The organism is Pedobacter sp. KH_004 (genome assembly GCF_057840755.1).
In genome coordinates, this window is record NZ_CM174519.1 from 649,089 (window position 1) to 674,094 (window position 25,006).

The window sequence follows — 25,006 nt, forward strand, 5'->3', positions numbered from 1 at the left end:
GATCTTATTACTATGAAAAATTCAATTCTTGCCTTTTTAATTCTGTTGGCTGCAACCTTGCAGTCACAGGGTCAATCCTTGTCGATAAAGCCTGCCAAAATAAAGCGTGGAGATTTAGTTACGATTACCTATGAGCCTGGGCTTCCAGATTCAAAGATTTCAGCTGACGCCCCTTCCTTAACCCTTGTTTTTACTTATTCTACTTTTTACGATCTTCCATGGAAAATGCCAATGAAACGGGAAGGCAATGTGTGGGTCGCCCGCTTTACTGCAGGAAGGTTTGCCACATTTGCTACATTTTATTTGCAGAGTGGAGAACAGGTACAAAAGCCAGCAGCAGATAAACAATATACGCTACCCGTTTACGATGGTAACGATAAGCGGATTAAAAATAGCTTGCTACATGAGTCTTACAGCCTTTCAGCGCAAATGCCCAAGTCTCCAGATCTACAGGCGAACAAATTATCCTTGTTAAAGCAGGAGCTTATCAATAATCCGGATAACTATGAAGCTAAAGTCGCCCAGCTTGTCGTAAAAATGGCAATGGCAACGCAATCTGAAGACAAATTAAGATTCAGGCAGCAAGCCCGTGAAATTATCGCTGCTAAATTGGAAGAAAATCCTACTCTTCCAGGAAATGTTAATCTGGTAACGATGGGCTATCTGATGATCGGAGAAAAAACCAGATTGGATTCGGTTCGAAGAGTGATTATGGAACGTTTTCCAGAGGCCGATCTATCAAAAGATCTTCGAGCTAACATCATTGCAAAAGAGAAAGATCCCAAAATCAGAGTGGCCAAATTAGAAGCTTTGTTGAAAAAAAGCGATGAGCTTGGTGAGGAAGGATCAGAAAGTATTCATAAAATGCTTTTTGAATATTATGCCTCAACAAAGAACGTAGCAAAATCGCTCTATCATGCTTCAAAACTATATGCTAAATCCTCTCCTTACACGCCTGAAACTTTCAAGAATATTTCATCAAAACTAACATCCAGTAAAATAGCGTCCGAAGTAGCCATTAGCTACGCAGATAAAGCGCTGTCAAATGCCGGGGAGTGGCCGGTAGGTATTATTAGATACTTTCCCGAATTTGGCTACATTCCTTCCTATGTTCCTGATAGCGTTAGGAAACAAGCTGTAGCGGAAGCGAAATCAGCGCTATATTCGCTAAAAGCTTTAAATTATCTTCACCTTAAAAATACCGATTCAGCTAAAATGCTGGCAGATAAAGCAATAAAAACCTCTGATGGAAGAGAAGCATTAATCAACAGCTCAAGTGTATTTGCAGCACTTGGTGAAAATGAGCTGGCCTTCAAAACGCTATGGACGTTACTGGTAAAGAACCCTACAGACTCAGTAGTTTTAAAAGATGCTAAGGTATACTTTTTAAAACACAATGGCGCTGAAAATGCATTTAAGGCAAAGGTACAGGAATTGGAACAACTTGAAATCGCTCAGCTTACCGCGAAGACAAAAACGCTGATGATGAATAAACCTGGACCAGAATTAACCGGATTGGTAACCCTGGAAGGCAAGCCAGTTACTCCAGAAATGATGAGTGGAAAGATTGTTATTCTTGATTTTTGGGCTACTTGGTGTGTTCCCTGCATGCAAGAAATGCCCTACTTCCATAACGTTTATCAAAAGTATAAAAATAACCCCAACGTGATGTTTATGGTGGTAAACAGTGGATCAAATAATTCTATTGAAGATGCCCGAAAATGGGTGAAGCAAAACCCACAGTACCAGTTTCCTGTTTACTTTAATAACGATAAGAATATTGGCGAAAAGGTAGGTTTTACGGTGATACCAACGATTGCGGTAATAGATCAGGCTGGAAAGTTGCAGTTTAGAACCATCGGATTTGAAGGTGAAATATTACAAAAGAAACTTAACGTGGAAATCTCAATTTTGCTTAACGATAAATCCATGGGGAAATAGTTTATCAATCATCCGTGAATGAACATTGGCCCATAAGTTTTGATGGGCCAATGTTTCACCTGAGAGATATCACCGCCGTAATGGAATTGTAAATCTTATTTAGACAAATAACTTTACAATAGATTTTAATAAATATTTAAAAAGACAAAGGATCAAATGATAAATGAATCACAACAGTATATTTTATTTCGGTTCAAATATCGTTTTAACAGTATCTACCTTCAGTCTTTCTTTCAGCCAAGAACGTATGCGAAGCTGGTTTGTAGCTGTAGGCATTTTCGATACTTCGGCGCTAAACAGTGTTAGTGTATCTTTGACTGGCGTATCCAACCGGTTGATTATAACATGAGAAAGCACGTAGCTTTTGATTTCTGGAAAAAGGGGAATCAATTCAGCCCTAATCTCGGGCAACGGCTGAGAAAATTTATCAATTTTGACAGTTTTACCTGGTTGTTGTTCTTTTTTAAAAACATCTTCCATTATACTCGCCTTTATTTGTGAAAAATCAATTTCTTGCCGGGCGTTAAGTCCCTGTCTTATTTTTAAGTTCGTTCCTTCCAGCTTATAGTTTGTAAGATTACCTTTTATTTTATCTACGAGCTCCTGTGGAAGTTCGGCGCCAATTAACAACAAGTCTATCTCTTTTTCGCCCTTTGAGTAACGAAGGTTTCGGTTAATCACCTGTGTTGTTTTGAAATTGAACTGTTCACGGATGAAAGTCTGCGCATTGCTTTCAAAAATACTTTTCTGGACAATGCCATAAGCGAGATAAATGCTTGGAATGATAGTGACAAGAACACTGATAAGGATATATCTCGATACTTTTTTCTCTACCCCGGGGTCTTCAAAATGTTTTTTGTCGAACTTTAAAAACCTTACAATAAGATAAGTAGAGATACAGATAAATATACTATTGATAAAAAACAGATAAAGCGCACCAAAAAAATAAAGCCAATTTCCCATTGCCAGGCCGTAGCCAGCTGTACAAAGTGGCGGCATCAGCGCTGTTGCTATAGCTACGCCCGGTATTACATTACTTTTTTCTCTCCTTGTGGCGGCTATAATTCCTGCAAGACCTCCTGTAAAAGCAATGAATACATCCCAAATAGAAGGAGTGGTTCTGGCTAGCAGTTCGCTCTGCGCCTCGTGTAGCGGGGTAATATAAAAATATATGGTTGAAGTAATAATGCTAATGATAGTGGCAATAAGTAAGTTTCTTCCTCCCTTTTTAACGAGGTCAAAGTCATTAGTTGCAATCCCAAGGCCTATACCCATTATTGGACCCATGAGCGGAGAAATCAACATTGCACCAATAATCACTGCTGTGGAATTCACATTCAGTCCTACGGATGCGATAATGATCGCAAAGATAAGTGTCCAGAGCGGGCCACCTACAAAGATGGAGTTCCTTGAAATCGAATCCACCACTTCACTTTCATTGGCCTTATCAATGTGCAAATTGAAGCGTTTCGCAATGAAAATTTTTATCGCCCCTCGTATATCATCACTTTTATTTTCCATAGTATCGTACTTGTTTATTGTAAGGGTTTTAATCCTCGCCCGTTTGGGTGATCTCAGGTATGTTATTATTTTGTGTTTGCTATATTCAATTTTCTTGTTTATCATTTAAACTCATTAATATTTTGAACTCTTACCCCGGGCATGCGGCTGAAAATATCCTGCATGTATTTTCTATGGTTTGCACCTGCAAATACTACCACTTTTTTAACACCCAATGCGTTTGAGCGCCTGACGACATTATTGCACATTCCCTGATTTCTCATCAACCACCAATGTATTTTTGAAAGCATTTCTTCTTTCGGAAAACCTTTCATATTGTACATTTCAGAATAATAGAAGTCACCCGATGCAGAAATTTTTGAAGCCTCTTCAGTGTTGAGCCATTCGGTTACCGTTCGGGATGACTTCTCTATCTCATTATAACGTTCAAAGCCTTTGTTAATATCTGCCAGATAAGATTTCAATTCCTGTCGGAACAACTTTGCAGTATCCTTTCTAAATGTACTGAACTTCGCATCAGATGCTGCCCATGAGGCATTCCAATTCAAGTCAAAATCCTGACAATCCATTGCTTTAAGCTCGGTTATCTTCAACTTTAGCATCATTGGAAATGCAATCATTGCATATTCCGAGGTTTTCAAACGCCTCATGCTTCGTCCGGTAGTATCCTGCTCTGGGCTCAATAGCTTATTAACATATTCCTGAAGTGGTGAGTTTTCAGGCTGTTGTAGGCCGTTAAGTACGTTCCAATATTGGTAATGGCCGTTAGCTACATCTTGGTTCAGGTAATATGCATGAGCTAGGTCGGTTCTCGACTTAAAGTCTTCCGGATTGAGTTTGATAATTGCGTTTAAGCTGTCGATCTTTTTAGGGAGCTCCGCCGTATCTATGCTTCTATTTTGACGAAGTATTTTCAGCCTGTTAAGGTTGTCTTTTTTGCACCAATAATCCATCACATTCTGTTCATCTTCCTTACTGAGGAATTCACCAAAAAATGCTGCCGGTTGAAATTTTTCTATTTTCAGGTAGATATTTGAAAAATCCTGTTTGGGATATTTGCTGTAGTTATGAGATACCCCAATCAACAAAATCTCAAGTTTTTGTGCTTGAGATTTGAACGAAAATGTTAGGATTAAAATTAATACATATTTCATGTTTAAATTTTTGCGGCCCAAAGGTTAAAATGATACAAAGAAACTTGAATTGATAGCATTGCAGTTGGTCGATGGCATCTTCAAGCGATAAGGCTTTTGAGTGTGCACAACGATAGTTCGGAGCGCTAAGAGCAAATAGAAGAGAAACAGTAAACTTAATTTTTTCATAGCTGTGGAGTTAAAGATAAGAAATTTCGAAGCAAAGAGATTTATTGTGAACCAACTTTCTAACCCCTATAGGTTTATTATTTTCTAAACTATGTTGATAAACACTTTTCTTTATGCTAAATAATTTAGTAATTTTTGCCTTATGAATTTCAAGGCAGCAACAACGTTAAAAGAATTAAAAATCGGGAGTGAAGTGGTCGTGATTAGTGGTGTTAAAGGTGAAGAAGGATTATATCGAATTATGATTAATCAATCTTTTAAAGGTTACATACAAAAAAGAATGGGTGAATTTTACCGCGTCGACGGTTCTAGCATCCACGATCTTATCTTCGCAAGGATTGCGAATTTTATGATGAGTGAGTAATGTGTCTTAGCCAGCGTTTTCATCGGCTGATGAAGGGATAGCTTCAACTATTTATTCCTTAAGGTAAATATTAATCACTTTATACAAATAGTGATGGATGATCAGGCAAGTATTTATTAATCACTATTCAGGCTTCACAGTGAAAGAGGCTGTATCATAAATAAAAAATGTCATCCTGAGCCTGTCCAAGGGCTTGCGAAATGTGCTTTTTGAGGCGTTTCGACATGCTCAACGTGACAAGATTAAAAGATAAACTGATTTATGAGACAGCCTCTTCAGTTAGAAAAAAATTTTTATGTACTAGTTACCCGGATCTTTCACCTTTTCCACTACATCCTGGATGTTTTGCGGTAAGTTGGAAAGCAAATTGTAGCCTGTAGCAACTTCGATTTCTCTTACGGATACAATGTAATCTTTCCAGCTTGCACTGGTGCTGTTGATGTTGGGTGTATTGATGGCGATTACCCTGGTTGAAGAAGTTACACGACTTAAATCGTTATCACCTGTTTTCAAAAGTACAGCCACTTTCCACACGTTTGCAGGAACAGTTACTTTTCCGCTGTTGATGGTATTGACTACCGATGCGCTTGCCGAACCAATGCCACCGGTGCCATAGCTTCCCATAATCACATAAACTTCATAACCATTTAATGCCTGGCCACGAAGGTAACTTTCAAACGATTCCCAGGTTTTCTGGTTGTTGTTTGGTGCTTGCGGGATCATGTTGGTCATTAAAAAAGTTGCGGAGTTGGCAGTGCTGGAACTGGTGCGGTCACCGCTCGGGCAATTGTGCCCTCTATCGAAACCAGAGCCAGAATAGCTATTGCTTTGTACCTGGTACCAATTTGTTGGGAGTCCGGTGTATGAAGCGAAATCATCTTTTCTGCTTGCCGTTCCATTAAAGTTATTTGGATCTAAATGCCAGCTTACCCAGTTCGGAATACCGCGGGTCATGCTATAACTTTCTACATAATATTTTTGATCAATCAGATAATTCTCTGCGGAGACAACTGAAGCGAGGGCGCCTGAAGGATTACCAAATAATAAGTTGGAATTATCGCCTCCAGCAGGTGGGGCATCGGCACCAGCTTCTGGTGTTCCTCTTCCAGGGGTTGGGGTAGTGGAGTTTCCGTTATCTGCAGGATCAGTATCAGGTGCACCTACCGTAATACCTGGATCGCCAGTGCCTTTAAAAATAATGTCATCAATATTGATTCTTGTGGTACCGGCTTTTTTAATCTGAAAACGAATTTTACCGGTGGTACTTACTTTGAACGAATCGGTTACCAAAGTAGTGCTGGTTTCGGCAATATCTGCACCCATCTGGGCGTAGGTTTTGCCACCGTCTGTTGAGGCCAAAAGTTGCCAGATGGAGTTGGCATCTGTACCGTATTTGGCATGAGAAACATAAATCATTTTAGCGCCTGCGATGTCAAAGTTCATGGAGAGGTAACCCGTTCTCAACCTCACCGATTTTGCGCCGTTTTTGGCATCGGCGGCAAGGTTGCCGATCAGGGCATCACTCATAGTCCATTTCCCTGTTAAAAGCTGAACACTGTCTAATGCGTAGGCACCTTTAGTACCAGATTCGAAAGTTTCGGTAATGGAATAGGTTGTAGGTGGTTTGGATGGGAGGGTTGGCTCGTCTGTAATGTTGGTTTTTTTCGAACACGCGGATAGCAGCAGGATTGCAACAAATCCGTAATAGATTGGGATGTTTTTAAATTTCATTGTTTTTTAAATGTCTATTGGGATGCGTTAATTAGATCATTTAAAATAAAAGGCGAAGGTATAAACAAAATGGACTCGTCGCTCAGTTAGTTCTCAACAGCAGAAAGCCTGGTAAGTAGCGTCAGGACATTGGGAGGTCATCCGTTTAAAAGTTTTGATAACTGCTAATTTGAGATTGTAAATCCATCCGCTTTATTAAGGAGTTCCGATTGATGATCTATCATAAATACATTTTATCTTTACGCAAAACGTAGCTGCGGTTTATGGACGAAAATGTCATCAGTGCTTTAACTGAACTGGTTGATTTTGATCAGGAGGAACTCCTTCTGTTTATGAAACGCCTCAAACGGCGAAATATAAGGAAGAATGAATTTATCCTCAGTACCGGAGATATTTGCAAGTCTATGGTTATTATCAATCGTGGCGGATTGCGATATTTCACCGTCACTGAAAAAGGCGAACAAAGCCATTGGTTTGCTTTTGAAGGCGAGTGGCTTGGTGACTATGAAAGCTTTTTGACGCGGCAACCTTCGGCCAGTTTTATCCAGGCCCTGGAAGATACTGAAATTTATTGCCTCAGCTATGACGATATGCAGGAGCTTTATTCGCTGGGCGCCAGGTTCGAGCGCTTTGGAAGATTGATTGCCGAAAAGCTTTTTATCAGTATTGGGCGCTCCCGGTATGATCTCGCCAATTTGTCTGCAGAACAGCGATATCTTAATCTTATTAAAGCCTACCCGAAAATATTGAAAAGAATACAAATCCAACATGTGGCCACCTACCTGGGCATACACCCTCAAAGTTTAAGTCGAATAAGGAGAAATATCGCGGGCAGGAAAATTTAAAACGGTGAACAGAAATAAGTAACCTAGGTTATTTTTGAATGCTTTTCTTTTGAGCAATTTTGCCCCAATGAAAACATTGTTGAATTTAATCAGGCATCGCCAAAGTGCTACTCAGTTATTATTTTATTGTGGTGTTATTCACCTGTTGTTGGCCCTGTTTTTCCTGGTACTATTGCCCTTTGAAAACCGGGTAGTGCTGGGCATCAATTTATGGATCAAGCCACTTAAGTTTGCGCTTTCCATAGCCATTTATTCGCTTACCTGGGTGGTATTGCTGGGTTACATCGAGGGAGAGAAGATTAAAAAATATTTTGTCAAGTTTACTGTTTTTGCAATGAGCTTCGAGATGCTGTGTGTTGCCACTCAGGCGGCGAGGGGCGAGCTATCTCACTTCAATCAGACAGGCACCTATAATATCATATTATATGCGTTGATGGGGGTTGTTATCATTTTACAAACGATATTTTCGCTCGCTTTATCGATCCGGTTTTTTAAACCGTTATCATCAGCATTACCCGAAACTATGATTTGGGCCATTAGATTAGGGTTACTTATCTCTATTTTTTTTGCTTTTCAGGGTGGCTTTATCGGTCAACGGATGGCGCATACCGTTGGCGTTCCCGATGGTGGGCAGGGAATTTGGTTTTTTAACTGGAGCATAAAGCATGGAGATTTAAGAATAGCACATTTTTTTGGCTTACACGCTTTACAACTTTTGCCTGCCTTCGTCTGGATTTTCGGGGTCAAAAATAAAGTTCCAGTCCTCGTTTTTGGGTTGTTTTATTTTGTCTTTGTAAGCTTACTTTTTTATTATGCATTGCTCGGTAATGGATTCGCATAAAGAATTATTAAATCTTGTTTTGATATTGAAACAAAAAAGAGACAATCGTTATTATCGATAGTTGGAAGATAATTGAGTTTAATATTTTTATATTCGAGCCATTGCTAAAACGATTGATGTGATTTTATTTGCTCTCGAGCCTATATTTTCCATCAAGCTTTTATTAACCAAATCAAACTAATCAGGTATCAAATAGCAGCATCAAAACGATGAATAAATCCATAAGCACATTAATTCTCCTTTCGTTCATATTCACGCTGACAATACAAGTTGTTGCTGCAGCAGAAATAATTGGTCTTCAATGTGATCATTTGGTGCGGCCCATTGGTATTGATAATCCAGAGCCAAGGCTATCGTGGAAGATGAATGACGATAGAAGAGGCGCTTTGCAATTAAGCTATCAAGTTATTGTGGGCACCGACTCCCTTAACCTAACGGGGAAGCTTAATGTTAACTGGGATTCGGGTAAAATATCCTCAGGCAGCAGCTTAGCGGTTTACAAGGGTAGGGCTTTGCGGCCGTTTACAAAGTATTACTGGAGGGTTTTGGTAGCTGACAAAGATAATAAACTGATTTCCTCAAGCATTTCAAGTTTTGAAACAGGTATGATGGGGATGGAAAACTGGCGAGGCACTTGGATTAGCGACAGAAATGACATTGATACCCGACCGGCACCATATTTCAGAAAAGTTTTTAATTCCGGTAAACAAATTAAATCAGCAAGGGCGTATATTGTTGCATCGGGTTTGTATGAGCTATACTTAAATGGCAAAAAGGTAGGTAATCATCGTTTAGATCCCATGTATACCCGTTTTGATAGAAGAAATTTATATGTAACTTATGATGTTACAGCACAGCTTAAACAGGGAAAAAATGCGGTTGGTGTGTTGCTAGGGAATGGCTGGTACAATCATCAGGCATTAGCGGTTTGGAATTTTGATAAAGCACCGTGGAGAGCACGGCCGACTTTTTGCCTCGATCTTCGGATTACTTACACCGATGGTTCAACTGATATCGTAACCTCGGGTAATGATTGGAAAACGAGTTTGAGCCCCATTATATCGAACAATATTTACACCGCCGAACATTACGATGCCCGCCTTGAACAAAAAGGCTGGAACACCGTAGATTTTGATGATTCGAAATGGAAAGGTATCACTTTAAGGGCTTCTCCTTCCCGAAACATTGTTGCACAAAGCATGCATCCCATTCGGAACGTAGAGGAAATAACGACAAAAAAACTGCGCAAATTTAATGATACTACCTATCTTTTTGATTTGGGAAGAAACATCGCCGGCGTATCAAAACTAAAAGTCTCAGGATCAGAAGGAACAGTAATTCGGTTAAAACATGCAGAAAGGTTGGATTCGAATGGGCATGCAGACTTATCTAACATCGATGTTTATTATCGCCCTAAAGATGATAAAGACCCCTTTCAGACTGATATTTTTATTTTAAAAGGCAGTGGCGAAGAAGAGTTTATGCCCTTGTTTAACTACAAAGGTTTTAGGTATGTTGAGGTTACCTCAAGCAAGGTTATTAAGTTGGAAGAAAAAAGTTTAGTGGGTTATTTTATGCACAGCGATGTACCTGCGATAGGCAAAATTTCATCATCAAATCCATTAATTGATAAAATTTGGTGGGCAACAAACAACTCCTATTTATCAAATTTATTTGGCTTTCCAACGGATTGTCCTCAACGGGAAAAGAACGGATGGACGGGCGACGGGCACTTTGCTGTAGAAACTGGCCTGTACAATTTCGATGCCGTAACGGTTTATGAGAAATGGATGGGTGACCACCGCGATGAGCAGCAGCCAAACGGTGTTTTACCAGATATCATTCCAACAGGCGGATGGGGTTACGGCACCGCAAATGGGACCGATTGGACCAGCACCATTGCCATCATTCCCTGGAATATTTACCAGTTTTATGGCGATACTAAAGCGCTTGCAGATAATTATAAAAACATCAAACAGTACGTAAATTACATCAACAGCACAAGTAAGGATGGTTTAACAAGTTTTGGCAGGGGAGATTGGGTACCTGTAAAATCTACATCGAACCTGGAGTACACCTCATCGGTTTATTTTTATGTGGATGCTGATATTTTAGCGAAAACGGCAAAACTGTTTCATCACCAGAACGATTATTTAACTTATAGCGCATTGGCGGCAAAAATAAAAAAAGCCATCAATGATAAGTACTTCAATTCGGAAACGGGAATTTACGGTTCGGGAGTGCAAACAGAATTGAGCATGGCTTTGCAATGGAATATAGTAGCTGATACCGATCGCCAGCGGGTTGCCGAAAATTTGGCGAAAAGAGTAGCTGCAGATGGTATGCACATAGATGTTGGCGTTTTAGGGGCCAAAGCGGTTTTAAATGCGCTAAGCGACAATGGACAAGCCGAAACGGCTTACAAGCTGGCCTCGCAGGATACTTACCCGGGCTGGGGTTGGTGGATTGTAAACGGTGCGACTACCTTGCTCGAAAACTGGGATATGAAAGCCACAAGAGATATTTCTGATAACCATATGATGTTTGGTGAAATAGGTGCCTGGTTCTTTAAAGGGATCGGCGGAATCAAAATTGATGAACAAAACCCTGGGTTTAAAAACATTCTTCTACGACCACATTTTGTTACAGGTTTAGATCATTTTACGGCCAGTCACGAGAGCCCTTACGGTACCATTTTATCTTCATGGAAGCGGAATGCCAAGGGTGTTAAGTACGATGTTAAGGTTCCGGCGAATGCTACAGCTAATGTTGAAATTCCCGTTACAAATGGGAAAAAAGTATACTTAAATGGAAAGCTGATTGCTAATAACATCAATATTTCAGCCGGTAGCTATTCTTTCGAAGTGAGATAGCTTGTTGTTGATCATTGTATTATACGATTGAAAAGCTTTCCAGAAGACAACTTGCAACCATTCTTTTAAAAAAATCGTCTGATTCATAAAGTTCTGCGGTTTTGCGTTGATCGTTTTAAAATAGCTGAACACTGATTAATCTTTTGAATAAGAATTGATGAAAAGAATTTTGTTGCTTGTATTTGTTTTAAGCGCTTCTCTTAATTTAAAGGCTCAGAAAAAGACAAGCCAGGATAGTATTGCGATATTTTATAAGGAAGTTTTTTCAGCCTTAAAAAAGAAATACTTACATAAGGGAAGCGTAAATTGGTCAGCAGTTGAATCTGAAACAAACAAAAAGTTAACCTCTTACGGCAATTTTAATCAATCATTAAATGAACTACCGCTTCTATTTAAGCAAATTGGAGCAACTCATTGTAATGTTTATTACAAAAAACAAAAGTATGCCGCAAAAGGTAAAATAGTTTCGAAAGATGCTTACAGCGAGCAATGGAAGAAAAAGTACGATAGTAAGCCTGCCTTTGAGGCAAAAGTGATTGGAGAAAAATATGGCTACATTCTAATGCCTGCAATGGTTTTTTTCGATTTGAGCGCCGAAAACATTCACAAAATTTCTCAGCCGATGTATGACCAGATAGCCGCTATTAAAAACAATAATAAAATTGAAGGTTGGATAGTTGATTTACGTTTCAATACCGGCGGAAATTCTATGCCAATGCTTTTGGCTTTGTATGATTTTCTGGGAGATAATAAAATTTGGGGCGTAATGGATGTGAATAAGAAACTCCAAAGTGTAGATGAATTAAGAGCGGGCAATTATCTATTTGGAAATAAGAAGATGTCATACATTAGACCAAACGGAGCATTGTTAGATCAATCAAAGGTAGCTGTTTTGACAGGCGTCTTCACGGCCAGCTCTGGAGAGGTAACAGCGTTTGCATTTAAAGGGAGGCCAAATACTAAATTTATAGGAGAAGCTACCTACGGTGCCACAACCGCTAATATTTACTGGCCGCTTCCATTTGATGCGACAATGGCCTTAACAACTTCTTATTACAGTGATAGAAATGGCGTTTATCATCCAAATATTGTTCCCGATATTACGGTTTCAAAGCAAGACCGTTTCGATGATTTGCTAACCGATGGAAATATTAAAGAAGCAATTGAATTTTTTAAAGGCGAAGGATAAAAACCTGTCGTTCATTAGTGTTTTTGCCCCTTATTAACTTTAAATAAGTGTAGTATTTGTGGGAAAAGTGCATCTATTGTTTCTTCAACTCCGTTTTTCGATCCTGGCAAAGTCAGTACCAGCGTATCTCCAATAAAGCCAGCAACACCGCGTGAAAGCATGGCATAAGGCATTCGCTCTTGTCCGTAGCGCCTGGCGGTTTCCATAATGCCCTCAATTTCGCGATCTAAAAGTGGCGTAATAGCCTCGGGTGTAACATCACGTGGCGATAAACCCGTACCACCTGTGAAAATCAATAACTGATGCTGTTCATTAGAAAGTTCAGTAGCCACCTTTCTAATTGCATCCACATCATCGGGCACAACATCGTACTTTAAGGTTTCTATTCCAAACTGTTCCAACCTGGAAATTATTGCTTTACCCGATAAATCTTCATTTTGCTTTTGAAAAATCGAATCAGAACAAACGACCACAGCAGCTTTAAGCTCAGCGAATTTTTTGTTTTTCAAATCTGATTTTCCACCAGATTTATCAAGTAACTTGATGTTTTGAATTTCGATGCCTTTATCAATGGGCTTCAGCATATCATACATCGTTAGCGCCGTAACTGAAGCACCATGCATGGCTTCGACTTCAACACCAGTTTTGTAAATGGTATGCACCTCAACCAAAATCTCAATTTCCATCTCTTTAATCTCAAAAGTAATGGAAGTATATTCAACAGGAAGTGGATGGCAATCTGGAATGACATCACTAGTGCGTTTTACACCAAATAGACCGGCTGCTCTGGCGAATTCGAACACATCACCTTTAGGTACTTTTCTTTGCACCACAGCATCGATGGTTTCTTGTTTGGAAACTCGAACTGTTGCACTTGCAATCGCTTTTCTTAAGGTATTTGATTTCTTTGTGATGTTGACCATTTTTTAAATATTTTCTTTCCACTGATGACTTGCATCAGCAAATATTTCTTTTCCCCAGATGGGAAGTTCTGATTTAATTCTTTCTACCAGTTCGTTGCAGGCTTCGATAGCAGGTTTACGGTGTTTCGAAGAGGTGAATACGAATAGACAAATTTCACCAGCTTCGACTGTGCCTAAACTGTGGTGAATGTGCATGCAACTCAGGGGATATTTGTCAAAAATTTCCTCCCTGATTTCGTGCATCTTATTTAATGCCAGGTCTTCAAATGCAGTATATTCAATTGCTGAAACGATTTTTCCGTCAATCTCATCCTTTCTCACTTGTCCCATGAAAATACTATGTCCACCAATTTCGGTTTTGGTATTGTGGTTGGCGATGCTCTTGGCTATAAATTCTGGTGAAACCGGGCCGTCGACAAATATATTTTTGATTTTCTTTTCGCTCATACTAAAAAGTTAAAAAATGGTTTCTCCACTTAGCGATACCGCCTTTTAAACTGTATATTCTTTTTGTATCACCATATTTTTGATGCAGTTTTTCTGCTGCTGCAACACTTCTGATGCCATGTTGGCAAAAAAGAACAATGTGATCTGCCTTGATGGTCGAGGAGGCAAATCTATCAAATTCCGACATGGGAATTTGTTGGAAAGTGTTGGCATTTAGTCTCGGGAATTCATGCCGCTCCCGAACATCGATAATTAGGGTAGAATCTTTTTTACTCAGCTCCATCATCCTTTCAGCATCAATCTCGATGTAACTTTGTATCGGATTCTCAATATTATTATTCATTAAATCGGCTTGTGTTGTTACTTTTTGATATTCATCTGAAGAACTGATATTGATCTCATATTGCTCCTGACTGAGCAGGTTATAATGGAGTAATTTGTTAATTAGCGGTTTGCCAATCTTCGTAAGTAATTTAATAATTTCTCCTGCCGCCATCGTTCCAATAATTCCTGGTAGAACACCTAAAACACCATTCTCGGCGCAGTTAGGAACTTCATTGGCTCCCGGTTGAACAGGAAATAAATCGCGATAATTGGTGCTAATACCAAACTCGTTGGCCACATTGAAAATAGCAATTTGCCCTTCAAAGCCAGAAACGGCAGCAAAAACCAATGGTTTTGTAAGCAAGACACAAGCATCGTTAATCAAGTATCTCGATTCGAAATTATCTGTTCCGTCGAAAATGAGATGATAGCCAGAAATGATTTCGATAACGTTTGTTCTGTTAACCAAATTAGGATGGAGGATTAACTCGGTTTCTGGGTTCATCTGCTGAAGCCGTTTTGCCGCAACTTCCGCTTTCGGTAATCCAATATCATCCATCCCGAAAAGGACTTGCCTTTGCAGATTGGAAAGTTCCACCACATCATGATCGGCAATGCCAATACAGCCAACACCCGCAGCTACAAGATACTGTAGCGCAGGGCAACCCAAACCGCCGGCACCGATAACCAAAACTTTCGCTTCGGTTAAGCGCTGCTGAGATTCAATACCGAATCCACCTAGAATAATTTGCCTTTGGTATCGTTCCGTATTCATTTTATCCTCCTGAAAATGGTGGCATAATTGCAATGCTGTCGCTGTTTTTGATCTCACTATTCTGCTGAACGAGATTTTTATTCAGCGCTAATTTGTATTTCATTCCCGCAAGCTGCGGAAAAATATTTTCCAGGTGTGTCTTCAACTCATCAGTCGTTCCACAATCAATGGTCATTTTTTGATTGCTGATGAATTCTGATATTTTTCCAAAGCTGATGATTTCTATCTCCATTTTAAATCAAATCCTAAATCAAAATCACATTTATAGTTTCTCCTGCAACGAAATTTTCTTGCCCTTCATTCAATTGAATCAGGCAATTTGCCTGGGCAAAAGAACTCAATCGGTAAGATTCTTGAGCGCCAAGCGGTGTAGCTTTTCCATCTTTGTAATTTCCCTTTAAAAAATGGGTTAATCCCGGTGGTTTTTGATAGGGATGTGTTAATTCCGCCTGAATTGATCTTATACTGTTTGCTTTATTTGAAAGCTGGTTTAACGCAGGAACCACATAATTATAATAACAGTTTAATACGGAAGATGGATTTCCTGGAAGGCCAAAAATAACTTTGTCTTCCTTTTTTCCAAAGAATAGTGGCTTTCCAGGTTTCTGTTTTACTTTATGGAAAATTTGATTTACGCCACAATTCGCCGCAGCTTGAAGCACAAAGTCGTAATCGCCAACACTTACACCACCAGTGAGCAAAACCACGTCATTTCTTACTAAAGCTTCTTTCAAAACAGCTGTCAATGTTTCTAAAGAATCTTCAGCTTTTAAAATCTCGACATTAAAAATGCCTTCGTTCTTTAAAGCGGCGGCAAGCGAATAAGAATTTGATTCGTATACCTGTCCGAATTGTAAGGGTAAGCCTGGCTGCTGCAATTCGTTGCCTGTAAGGATTATGGCCACACTTGGCTTGGGATAAACCATTACTTCGCTTACTCCAATGCCAGCTAAAAAGGCCAATGCCGCCGGGCCAAGTAAATCACCTTTTGCCATAGCCAGCTCGCCAGTACGGATCTCTGAACCAATTTGCCTCACGTTTGCACCCCTTACCAGCCTCTCATCATCGAATGTAATGCGGTCATCTTTTTTACTGGTTTTTTCCTGCATTACCACCGTATCTGCACCTTCCGGCAATGGTGCGCCTGTAAATATTCTACTGGTTTGACCTTTGGATATGGTTAATTTTTGAGCAGTTCCGGCAGCCATCTCGCCAATCAAATTCAACTCTTCATGCACATCGTCGAAAATGATAGCGTAACCATCCATAGAAGATTGACGAAAAGCAGGAATATCGAATGCGGCAGTGATATCTTCCGAAAGGATATGGTCAGCAGCTTCCTGCAATGGTTTTAAAACTGGTTTAAGTGGAGAAATATGGTCTCCAATTAGCTTTCTAGCCTCTTCAACACTTATCATTTATCCACCAATGGTTATCATGCTTCGGTTTTTTATCGCGTCGGCATCCAGGTTTTCAAAATGGGTAATCAGCTGTCCGCCCAATTCCTTTTTCTTGCTCCAAATGGAGGCAAAGATTAAAGGAAGTACATCCTCATTGTTTCTTAACGGCGTTAGCAAATCAGTTTCCCCATCAGAGAATAAGCAATTTTTCAGTTTGCCATCAGCGGTTAAGCGCATGCGGTTACAGGTGCTGCAAAAAGGAGCGGTCATGGTACTAATAATGGCGAATGACCCTTCATGACCAGGAATCATAAAGTGTTTGGCCGTATCATGAGGCGCAGATTCTACAGGCAACACGGTAAAATCTTCTTCTACAACATGCAATATTTCCTGTAGCGAAAACATTTTGTTGCTTGTCCATTTATTACCTGAAAAAGGCATAAACTCGATAAATCTGATCTGAATAGGGTTGTGTTTTGTCCATTTGATAAAATCATTTATCTCACCATCATTAAGACCTTTCATCACCACCATATTTATTTTTACGGCGATTTTATGCTGTAATAATAGTTCGATATTACTTCTCACCTGGTGAAAAACATCACGCCTGGTGATCATGAAAAACTTTTCAGGCTGTAAAGTATCGAGACTGATATTAATGGTTTTAATCCCCGCTTCGATTAAAACAGGCAACATTTCCGCAATGCGGGTTCCGTTAGTAGTCATGACCAATTCTACCGGAAGTTTGCCTAAGCCTTTTATAATTTCTGCAGCATCTTTACGAACGAGTGGTTCGCCACCGGTTAAACGGATTTTTTTTACCCCTTGCGCTACGAAAAGTTCTGCCAAAGCGAGTACCTCAGCAGGTTTCATTAAACGCGATGCTGGAGTAAAATCATAATCCTCCTCTGGCATACAATAAAAGCAGCGGAAATTGCAATTATCGGTTAACGATATTCGCAAATAATCATGCACCCTTCCAAACGAATCTGCTATCATTTATTGCTAATTAAATTATTGTAATCTGCTTCAGTATCAATATCAATCTTTCCCAACTCAAATGGAATGTTAACGGTGTCATCGCCATGCGTTTTTAGTAATTGCTTAGCGCCAGTTTCACCTGTTAAATTTAGCAATTTTTCAAAGTATTTCTTGTTGAACAATGTTGGCGTGCCAGTTGTTTCAGCATAGGTACAAGTAACTATGTTTTTTAATGTCGATTGATGAACAGAATTTAACTGTTCGAATATTTCCTCCTTAATATGTGCCTGATCTGCTACTGTAAAGATAGCATTTTCAATTTTAGGTTCGATAGCTAACGCGGTTTGTAAGCCGAAAGAAATGCTCGATGACATGCCATTTTCCCAGCGCTCATTTACAGCATAATAAACATCAGCTACTGCAGAGCGTTGCATTATTTCTTCGGCATAAGCACCCAATACGACCACGATCGGATGAAACTTCGTTTTTACCGATGCTGCAATTGTAATATCAATTAAAGTTTGGCCCTGGTAGGTTAAAAGCTGTTTCGGCTTTCCCAATCTGCTGGAATTTCCTGCGGCCAAAATGATCATTGCGGTGCTCATTAACTGCTTTTGTTGTCGTAAACGTGAATTGGATTTTTCTTGTCTTTCAGCATCCCTGCAGATGCGCCTGAAAAGGTGGCCTTGATTTCTGCAATAATAGAAATCGCAATTTCTTCAGCAGTTTCCGCTCCAATATCCAGGCCAATTGGCCCATTTATTTTACTTTCCTGTGCCGGTTGATTCAGTTCTTCCAACATTCTGATCAATTTTTTCTTCGGTCCTAAGGTTCCAATATAAGGCACATTCGTTTGTAAGAGCAAGTTTAAAAGTGCCGTATCGTAATTGTAATTATGGGTCATCAACACAAAAGCCGTTTGCCCGTCTATTTCTACTTGTGGTAAAAGGGCTTCTGGCTTGGCTACTAAAACCTGTTTCACATTCAGAAACCTTTGTTGCGAAGCGTGTGTTTGCCTGCCATCAACAACGGTAATTTCCCAACCCAAAATGTTTGCCATCTCAGCAAGCGGTTGTGCATCGTTTCCTGCGCCGGCAATAATTAACTGAATAGGAGGAGGGATAAATTCCAGAAAAGCATCAAAATCCTGCCCATCAATGGGGTAACTTTCAAACCTTGATAGCCCCAGCTTTAATACATCAAAGGCATCATTTTTAATGGAACCTATAATGGCATCAGTTATTTTTTCCAGGCTATCTTTCTCCCTGAATAACATGATTGAGCCGGGCTGATTTTTGCTCTCTAATGAGAACAAAGTTGTAACAACGCAGTTTTCCCGTCGGCTATTTGCTGCTTTTAACATCTCAATCGGGTTTGCTTTGTCTTCGGGCAAAATGGGCTCGAAAAGAATATGAACAATGCCATTGCAGCCCAGCTGAACACCGAATTTTGCATCATCTTCGTCGGTGGTATCGTAGGTGACCAATTTATTTTCCTGCTGGTGAATGGCCGAAAGTGCTTTTCTGAGCGCATCGCCTTCTAAACAACCACCACTAATGGCACCAGTTAAAAATCCATCATCGGTTACCAACATTCGGGCGCCTGGGCGCCTATACGATGAACCTTCTACTTTTACAACCGTTGCCAAGGCCGACTTTTTATTTTCGGCGATGGCTTTTTGGTAAGCAGCCAGAATATCAACAATTTCTTTCATACAGGGATTTTATTCGAACCAAACCGCAAGATTGGCATAAAAATTAAATACTAGCCACATCGAACGGTAATTTTCTTATCCTTTTTCCTGTTAAATCGAAAATGGCCTCGGTTAATGCCGGAGCAAATGGGGGGTAAACCTGGCTCGCCAATATCACCAGCATCTTCATCATTTTCCATAATGTAAACTTCAATCGGCGGAATATCAGTAATCCTTGGCATTTGATAATCGTAAAAATTATGTTCTTCTACCAACAGCAATCTTACAACCTTTAGGCCATTCGCCCAAAGAATATCGAAAGTTGAATTAAACAAATCCAAAACCAATTGTTATAAATTATATTTGCCCACTTAGATTATCAGCATACCTATTGAATTTATGAAACCCAATATCATCCCTAAAATAATTCTTTCATTTTTGTTGATCTACTCTTTTGGACAAACCTTCGCCCAAACTACCGATGTGGTAAAGATAAGTGGCGTGCTTACTAAACCTTACACGCTAACCTTAGCCGATTTGGCGAAAATGCCCAGGGTTAAAGTTTCACGGAAAGATGGTGATAGCACAAATTATGAATATTCTGGCGTGCTACTTTCTACTGTTTTGGCTAAAGGTGGGGCCACACTCGGTAAAGATTTACGAAGGGAAAACTTAACAAAATATGTGATTATTGAAGCGATTGATGGTTATCAGGTCGTATTTTCTTTGGCCGAATTGGATGCAGATTTTACAGATGAAAAGATTATTTTGGCAGATACTGTAGACAATGAGCCGCTTCTTTCTACTGAAGGTCCATTTCGAATTATTGTAGAACACGATAAGCGGGCGGCGAGATGTATAAAGCAAGTTACGAGTATAAAAATTGAGTTTGCGAAATGATCAAAATTAAGTCAGTTGCCAATAAAATGATGGCTTGCATCGGCATATTATTGCTGTTTAATGCACAAATCTATGCTCAAACCCTTCGCATTGCAGTAGCTGCAAATGCCCAAGCGGTGATTAAAAAGTTACAGGCGGATTTTAAGAAACAAACAGGCATCAACACAGAAGTGGTTTCTGGGGCATCTGGCAAGCTAACTACTCAAATTATGAATGGGGCACCTTACGATATCTTTCTTTCTGCAGATACAGAATTTCCCGCTAAACTTTTTGCAGCAGGTTATGGAATTCAAAAACCAAAACTTTATGCATTAGGCAGTCTCATTATATGTGGAAATGTGCAAGGCGATCTAAAAGATTGGCAAAAGCTGGTATCGATGGATGCGGTAAAAAAAATTGCTATTGCCAACCCAAAAACTGCACCATATGGTTATGCCGCCCGGCAATCGCTAAAATTTTATAATTTAGAGAACAAAATAAAACATAAACTGGTATTTGGAGAAAGTATCTCGCAAGTGAACACCTACCTTCAAAATGGCATTGTGGGTTTAGGTTTTACAACTGAATCCTTTCTGTATGAAAAAGGGTTTAGTGCTAAGCTAAAATGGGCGAGGATCGATCAAAAGAGTTATAATAATATTGAACAAGCGGTTATTTTGCTGTCGCATGCAAAAAAATCAGGAATAAATAATGCATTAAAATTTTATGAATATCTTTCGTCGGCATCGGCCAGAAAAATTATTAAAAACAATGGTTATCATCTCCCAAATTAACAGTAAAAAATAATGGATCTGGAACCGATTTGGCTAAGTTTGAAGTTGGCTGCCATTACCACCATTTTGCTGCTTTTTATTGGGGTTCCTATTGCATATTGGCTATCGCGGAAGCAAACTATTTTAAAACTTATTGCCGAAGCGCTGATTACCATGCCTTTAGTATTGCCACCATCGGTGCTTGGTTTCTATTTGCTTTTGGCTTTTAGCCCTAGTAATGCTTTTGGCGAATGGTTACAAACGCATTTTGATTTACAACTGGTCTTTTCCTTCCAAGGTTTGATTATTGCTTCCATTATTTATAGTCTCCCTTTTATGGTCAGTCCGATAAAAGCTGCTTTCTCTCACCTGCCTAAATGTATGGCAGAGGCTTCTTACATCATGGGTAAATCTAAAATGCAAACCTTTTTTAAGGTGCTTCTGCCTAACATTAAAGCTTCTATTTTTACGGCTGTAGTATTGACTTTTGCACATACACTTGGAGAGTTTGGGGTGGTATTAATGATAGGTGGAAACATCCCCGGGCAAACGAAAGTAGCCTCGATAGCGATTTACGATGCAGTGGAAACCATGGATTATGCATCAGCCAACGCTTATGCTCTTATTTTATTTGCCATCACTTTCATCATCGTAGTAGGCGTTTTTATCATCAATAGAAATGCAGTTAAAAGCCCCTTCGAATGATAGACATAGATATTGAAAAAAAAATGGGTAGTGGTTCGGGCAGTTTGGCACTTCATGCGAAAACTGCTTTCCAATCAAATTCAGTCACCAGGGTTTTAGGTCCTTCGGGAGCTGGAAAATCAACCTTGTTAAAAATTATTGCCGGGCTTGTCTTGCCCGATAAAGGGACAATTAAGTTCGACAATACCATTTGGTTCGATAGTGAAACGAAATACAATAAAAAAGTGCAGGAGCGCCAGGTTGGCTTCGTTTTTCAAGACTATGCACTTTTCCCGAACATGACGGTTGAACAGCACCTGAGCTATGGCACAACGGATTTAGATTATATAAGCAAATTGCTGGAAATGGGTGAGTTAGATCAACTTAAACATCGGTATCCAAAACAACTTTCAGGTGGCCAACAACAGCGCCTTGCTATTTTGCGAGCGCTATCTACCAAGCCTAAATTATTGTTGATGGATGAACCTTTTTCTGCACTTGATGCTGCTCTCAAAAACCGGATGATGGAAAGGCTGAAACTGATATTTGAGGAGCAAAAAATTACTGTAATCATGGTTACGCACCAAGATAATGAATGGGCGAGTGCAGATAATCAGATCTTTAACTTGGAAAGTAGGGAAAATTAAGAAGCCGATTTTAAGTTGTGGTGGTTCCCAGCTTGGAACCACCACAACTTAAAATATTTACTGCGTTTTAAACAGCTGAAATGCTTTGGTAGTTTGTATTCAAATTAATATTTGCTTTCTCGGCAGCCTCAATTGGCGCATAATCTGAAAGGATTAAAGCTTTGCCTTTCTTCACGCAGACATCATGCTCAAAATGAACGGAAGGTTTACCATCTTTAGTTCTCACGGTCCAGCCATCTTTTTCGATGTAAACATCTTTTTTGCCCATATTAATCATCGGCTCAATGGCCATAACCAAATTTTCTTTAAGCATTAAACCCGAACCACGTTTGCCATAATTAGGCACTTGAGGATCTTCGTGCATGCTTTTGCCCAACCCGTGGCCAACGAAATCTCTCACTACACCATAACCTTGCTTCTCATTGTGATTTTGAATGGCGTAACCGATATCACCCAAACGTTTACCTACCACGGCTTCGTTAATACCAATAAAGAGCGATTCCTTAGTTGTTCTTACCAAATCCAGGATGTCCTGACTTGCTTCACCAATTACAAAAGTGTAAGCATGATCGCCATGGTATTCGTTTTTGATCACACCTACGTCAACTGAAATAATATCACCGTCTTTTAGGGTTTCTGTGCCTGGGAAACCATGCACCACTACATCATTAACTGAAGTAATAATATGATGTGGGAAACCGCTATAGTTGTAAAATGAAGGTACAGCGCCATGATCAAGTATAAATTGATTGGCAAGTTTATCAATTTCAATGGTCTGTAATCCAGGACGTAATATTTTAGCGATTTCGGAAAGGGTTTCGCTTACTAAAAGTGCACTGATTTGCATCAGTTCCACTTGTTCATCAGTTTTATAAAAAATCATTGCTGCAAAATTACGAATAAGTTTTTTAAATGCTTATCGTATTTACAGCGTTACAAATTTTACCCCTAAACTTACCCAACGGGATGGAAGGGGAATGGCTCCGATTTCGAAATACTGGGTGTCAAAAATATTTTGTGCATCCATGTAAATGGTAAATTTATTAATGGATTGACTCAATCTGAAATCATTAATCCAATAAGATGGCCCGGTTATCCGCTGGTTAAACCGCGTTGCCAAAAGCACAGAAAAGTGATGATACTTGAAATCTACGGTATTGGTAACCTGATGCTTTAGCGCCGACAATTGGTATTTTGAAGCCAGCACTTGCGCCATGTTTTTGAACTTCGAATCTAAAAAAGAGTAGGCCAAATTAAAATTAAAGTTCGACTGGTCATGTAAAGCTAAATGATAATTAGAGCGGAAGTTAATCCCTCTGGTAACCATTGTGCCCACATTATTGGCCTGAAATGGTTCGGTAGCTACGAGTCTTGTCCAATCTATAAATTTATCTATGTCCCTATAAAAAAAGCTGGAGTTGAAAGTGAAATTGCGCTTCAGAAATTTGAATCCCAATTCGCTTTGAAACGCATTTTCGGGTTGTACATCGGGGTTGCCAATGTTTCCTGGTCGTTGGTTAAGGTATAAATCGGTAAAAGAAGGAATCCGCTGACTGGTGCCGAGATTGCCAATTATTTTGAGTGCGTTACCAATGGCATAACTCGCATCTATCCCTGGATAAATTTGCCACTTATAAGAAGAATTGTAGTTAACGTAGGCACCGGCATTTACATCCAGTTTTTCGAAGAAACTGGTGCGATAATGTGTATAAAAGCCTGCATTTTCACGGCGGTGATTTCCAATATTTGACGAGTTGATATTTTCGCTTCTCACTTCGGCACCGAAACCCAGTTCGCCGGTATTGGTTTTGTATGTGCTGGTTACTTCTGCTGCAAATGAATTGGTAGCATGTTTACTTACTCCAGCATTCGGATTTACATTGCCAAAATAACGGTAATCATCAAAATTGTACCGGTAGCTTAAGCGAGGCAGCAAAGTCCATCGGGTAGATAAAATATGTTTAAATTGGATTGATGCTAACGTAGTTTGAACCTTTTCTGTCGAGTTTCTATCGCCTGGAGCGGCATAAAAACCGTTTGCGCCAAATTCATTTTCGGTATAACCTGCCGCGGCAATAATTTCATTAGCAGCATCAATCTGGAAATTTCCCTGATACAGCAATTTCGTGTTTTCAAATTGCGTGTTGAAACGATAGCCATTGCTTTTATCGTAACCGCCAAAGAGCGAATGTTGTTGCTTCGCTTTGCTCAATACGCCACCCAACTGAACTCGGTTGTTATAAAAAGTTTTTCCAGTGCCTTCCGTATTTTTTTCGAAGTTTGATCCGGCATGTACATCTGCCAGCATACCAGAATGTGTTGGCTTCTTGGTGATGATATTAATCGCTCCTGTTAGGCTGTTTATGCCGTAGATTCTGGCGGCAGGGCCTCTAATAATCTCTATTCTTTCAATTGCTTCTACCGGAATCGGCAGGTTAAGCATGTTATGTGCCGTTTGGCTATCAATAATTTTGGTTCCGTTTAATAACACAACGGTTTGTTCAAAACTCCCACCATCAATACTAATATCTGCCTGACCGCCAAAAGGTCCGCGTTGCCTTAAATCTACACCATTAGCATATTGTAGCAGTTCCTGGATGCTGCGGCCGGGCAATTTAGCAATCATGGTTTGATCGATTACGTAAACATTTCTGTTTTGTTTTGAGATAGGGGTTTTAAAACCATTCTCATTAATGACCACATCATCAATTTTAATTACAGTATCTTGTTTTTGTTGTGCATATAACTCTGCACTGAAGAGTAGCAGTAACGCAAAATAAAGTCTTTTCACTTGGCTAATTTTTTTCCAAAAGTAGTATCTTGCCGTACCACTAAAGTATACCAGTTTAAATA

The 25,006-nt window shown here is 39.6% G+C and carries 24 protein-coding genes; 10 read left to right on the top strand and 14 right to left on the bottom strand.

All coding sequences use genetic code 11. From position 1 onward, the window contains the following. The first annotated feature begins 12 nt into the window (after window positions 1-12). Entirely contained in the window at window positions 13-1,941 is a 1,929-nt protein-coding gene (locus AC3ITD_RS03020) for a TlpA family protein disulfide reductase (RefSeq protein ID WP_489363875.1), read from the top strand. Between the two features lie 183 nt (window positions 1,942-2,124). On the opposite strand, the gene AC3ITD_RS03025 is transcribed toward AC3ITD_RS03020, so the two are convergent. Both AC3ITD_RS03025 and AC3ITD_RS03030 read right to left on the bottom strand, forming a co-directional pair. Next, complete coding sequence (locus AC3ITD_RS03025; RefSeq protein WP_489363877.1) at window positions 2,125-3,462, bottom strand: TIGR00341 family protein; 1,338 nt, start codon at window positions 3,460-3,462, stop codon at window positions 2,125-2,127. A gap of 101 nt (window positions 3,463-3,563) precedes the next feature. Further along, window positions 3,564-4,616 (bottom strand): DUF5694 domain-containing protein, encoded by a 1,053-nt coding sequence (locus AC3ITD_RS03030; protein WP_489363879.1) that lies wholly within the window; start codon window positions 4,614-4,616, stop codon window positions 3,564-3,566. A gap of 310 nt (window positions 4,617-4,926) precedes the next feature. Between AC3ITD_RS03030 and AC3ITD_RS03035 the strand changes: the two genes are divergently transcribed. Further along, window positions 4,927-5,148 (top strand): hypothetical protein, encoded by a 222-nt coding sequence (locus AC3ITD_RS03035; protein ID WP_056849651.1) that lies wholly within the window; start codon window positions 4,927-4,929, stop codon window positions 5,146-5,148. A gap of 300 nt (window positions 5,149-5,448) precedes the next feature. Here the strand turns inward: AC3ITD_RS03035 and AC3ITD_RS03040 are convergent, their stop codons facing one another. Then, complete coding sequence (locus AC3ITD_RS03040; protein WP_489363881.1) at window positions 5,449-6,879, bottom strand: DNA/RNA non-specific endonuclease; 1,431 nt, start codon at window positions 6,877-6,879, stop codon at window positions 5,449-5,451. A 263-nt stretch (window positions 6,880-7,142) separates the two neighbouring features. On the opposite strand from AC3ITD_RS03040, the gene AC3ITD_RS03045 reads away from it, so the two are divergent. The 4 genes from AC3ITD_RS03045 to AC3ITD_RS03060 all read left to right on the top strand — a co-directional run bounded on the left by AC3ITD_RS03045 (window position 7,143) and on the right by AC3ITD_RS03060 (window position 12,627). Further along, window positions 7,143-7,724, top strand: a complete 582-nt coding sequence (locus tag AC3ITD_RS03045) for a Crp/Fnr family transcriptional regulator (RefSeq protein ID WP_489363883.1) — start codon at window positions 7,143-7,145, stop codon at window positions 7,722-7,724. Window positions 7,725-7,791: 67 nt separating this feature from the next. After that, on the top strand, window positions 7,792-8,565 hold the full coding sequence (locus AC3ITD_RS03050; protein WP_489363885.1) for a hypothetical protein: 774 nt from the start codon (window positions 7,792-7,794) through the stop codon (window positions 8,563-8,565). 209 nt (window positions 8,566-8,774) lie between these two features. Continuing rightward, window positions 8,775-11,438, top strand: coding sequence for a glycoside hydrolase family 78 protein (locus tag AC3ITD_RS03055; RefSeq protein ID WP_489363887.1), 2,664 nt, complete (start codon window positions 8,775-8,777; stop codon window positions 11,436-11,438). A 157-nt stretch (window positions 11,439-11,595) separates the two neighbouring features. Next, entirely contained in the window at window positions 11,596-12,627 is a 1,032-nt protein-coding gene (locus AC3ITD_RS03060) for a S41 family peptidase (RefSeq protein ID WP_489363889.1), read from the top strand. Window positions 12,628-12,641: 14 nt separating this feature from the next. On the opposite strand, the gene moaCB is transcribed toward AC3ITD_RS03060, so the two are convergent. From moaCB to AC3ITD_RS03105, 9 genes are read right to left on the bottom strand one after another with little or no spacing between them, the layout of a single operon-like run. Continuing rightward, complete coding sequence (gene moaCB / locus AC3ITD_RS03065; protein ID WP_489363891.1) at window positions 12,642-13,550, bottom strand: bifunctional molybdenum cofactor biosynthesis protein MoaC/MoaB; 909 nt, start codon at window positions 13,548-13,550, stop codon at window positions 12,642-12,644. Between the two features lie 3 nt (window positions 13,551-13,553). Further along, a complete protein-coding gene (locus tag AC3ITD_RS03070; RefSeq protein WP_489363893.1) occupies window positions 13,554-13,997 on the bottom strand; it encodes a molybdenum cofactor biosynthesis protein MoaE in 444 nt (147 codons plus the stop codon). Window position 13,998: 1 nt separating this feature from the next. Beyond that, entirely contained in the window at window positions 13,999-15,096 is a 1,098-nt protein-coding gene (locus AC3ITD_RS03075) for a ThiF family adenylyltransferase (protein ID WP_489363896.1), read from the bottom strand. Between the two features lies 1 nt (window position 15,097). Then, entirely contained in the window at window positions 15,098-15,328 is a 231-nt protein-coding gene (locus tag AC3ITD_RS03080) for a MoaD/ThiS family protein (RefSeq protein ID WP_489363898.1), read from the bottom strand. Window positions 15,329-15,341: 13 nt separating this feature from the next. Continuing rightward, on the bottom strand, window positions 15,342-16,514 hold the full coding sequence (locus tag AC3ITD_RS03085) for a molybdopterin molybdotransferase MoeA (protein ID WP_489363900.1): 1,173 nt from the start codon (window positions 16,512-16,514) through the stop codon (window positions 15,342-15,344). Continuing rightward, entirely contained in the window at window positions 16,515-17,495 is a 981-nt protein-coding gene (moaA, locus tag AC3ITD_RS03090; RefSeq protein WP_489363902.1) for a GTP 3',8-cyclase MoaA, read from the bottom strand. Next, window positions 17,492-18,082: a nucleotidyltransferase family protein gene (locus AC3ITD_RS03095; protein WP_489363904.1), complete on the bottom strand. Its 591-nt coding sequence runs from the start codon at window positions 18,080-18,082 to the stop codon at window positions 17,492-17,494. Before AC3ITD_RS03095 ends, moaA begins: the two co-directional genes overlap by 4 nt. Continuing rightward, window positions 18,082-19,191 carry an XdhC family protein gene (locus tag AC3ITD_RS03100; protein ID WP_489363906.1) on the bottom strand — a complete coding sequence of 370 codons (1,110 nt, stop codon included), beginning with the start codon at window positions 19,189-19,191 and terminating at the stop codon, window positions 18,082-18,084. Before AC3ITD_RS03100 ends, AC3ITD_RS03095 begins: the two co-directional genes overlap by 1 nt. Before the next feature lie 50 nt (window positions 19,192-19,241). Next, the gene (locus AC3ITD_RS03105) at window positions 19,242-19,511 is read right to left on the bottom strand and encodes a hypothetical protein (protein ID WP_489363908.1); all 270 of its coding nucleotides are present in this window, start codon (window positions 19,509-19,511) and stop codon (window positions 19,242-19,244) included. Window positions 19,512-19,569: 58 nt separating this feature from the next. On the opposite strand from AC3ITD_RS03105, the gene AC3ITD_RS03110 reads away from it, so the two are divergent. From AC3ITD_RS03110 to AC3ITD_RS03125, 4 genes are read left to right on the top strand one after another with little or no spacing between them, the layout of a single operon-like run. Further along, window positions 19,570-20,070 carry a molybdopterin-dependent oxidoreductase gene (locus tag AC3ITD_RS03110; RefSeq protein ID WP_489363910.1) on the top strand — a complete coding sequence of 167 codons (501 nt, stop codon included), beginning with the start codon at window positions 19,570-19,572 and terminating at the stop codon, window positions 20,068-20,070. After that, window positions 20,067-20,843, top strand: coding sequence for a molybdate ABC transporter substrate-binding protein (modA, locus tag AC3ITD_RS03115; RefSeq protein WP_489363912.1), 777 nt, complete (start codon window positions 20,067-20,069; stop codon window positions 20,841-20,843). Before AC3ITD_RS03110 ends, modA begins: the two co-directional genes overlap by 4 nt. A gap of 12 nt (window positions 20,844-20,855) precedes the next feature. Continuing rightward, window positions 20,856-21,527: a molybdate ABC transporter permease subunit gene (gene modB / locus AC3ITD_RS03120; RefSeq protein WP_489363914.1), complete on the top strand. Its 672-nt coding sequence runs from the start codon at window positions 20,856-20,858 to the stop codon at window positions 21,525-21,527. Then, entirely contained in the window at window positions 21,524-22,153 is a 630-nt protein-coding gene (locus AC3ITD_RS03125; protein WP_489363916.1) for a sulfate/molybdate ABC transporter ATP-binding protein, read from the top strand. The genes modB and AC3ITD_RS03125 overlap by 4 nt, the downstream gene beginning before the upstream one ends. A 67-nt stretch (window positions 22,154-22,220) precedes the next feature. Here AC3ITD_RS03125 and map read toward each other — a convergent pair whose 3' ends face one another. Next, on the bottom strand, window positions 22,221-23,036 hold the full coding sequence (gene map / locus AC3ITD_RS03130; RefSeq protein WP_489363918.1) for a type I methionyl aminopeptidase: 816 nt from the start codon (window positions 23,034-23,036) through the stop codon (window positions 22,221-22,223). Between the two features lie 42 nt (window positions 23,037-23,078). Further along, on the bottom strand, window positions 23,079-24,944 hold the full coding sequence (locus tag AC3ITD_RS03135) for a TonB-dependent receptor plug domain-containing protein (RefSeq protein ID WP_489363920.1): 1,866 nt from the start codon (window positions 24,942-24,944) through the stop codon (window positions 23,079-23,081). Window positions 24,945-25,006 lie beyond the last annotated feature (62 nt).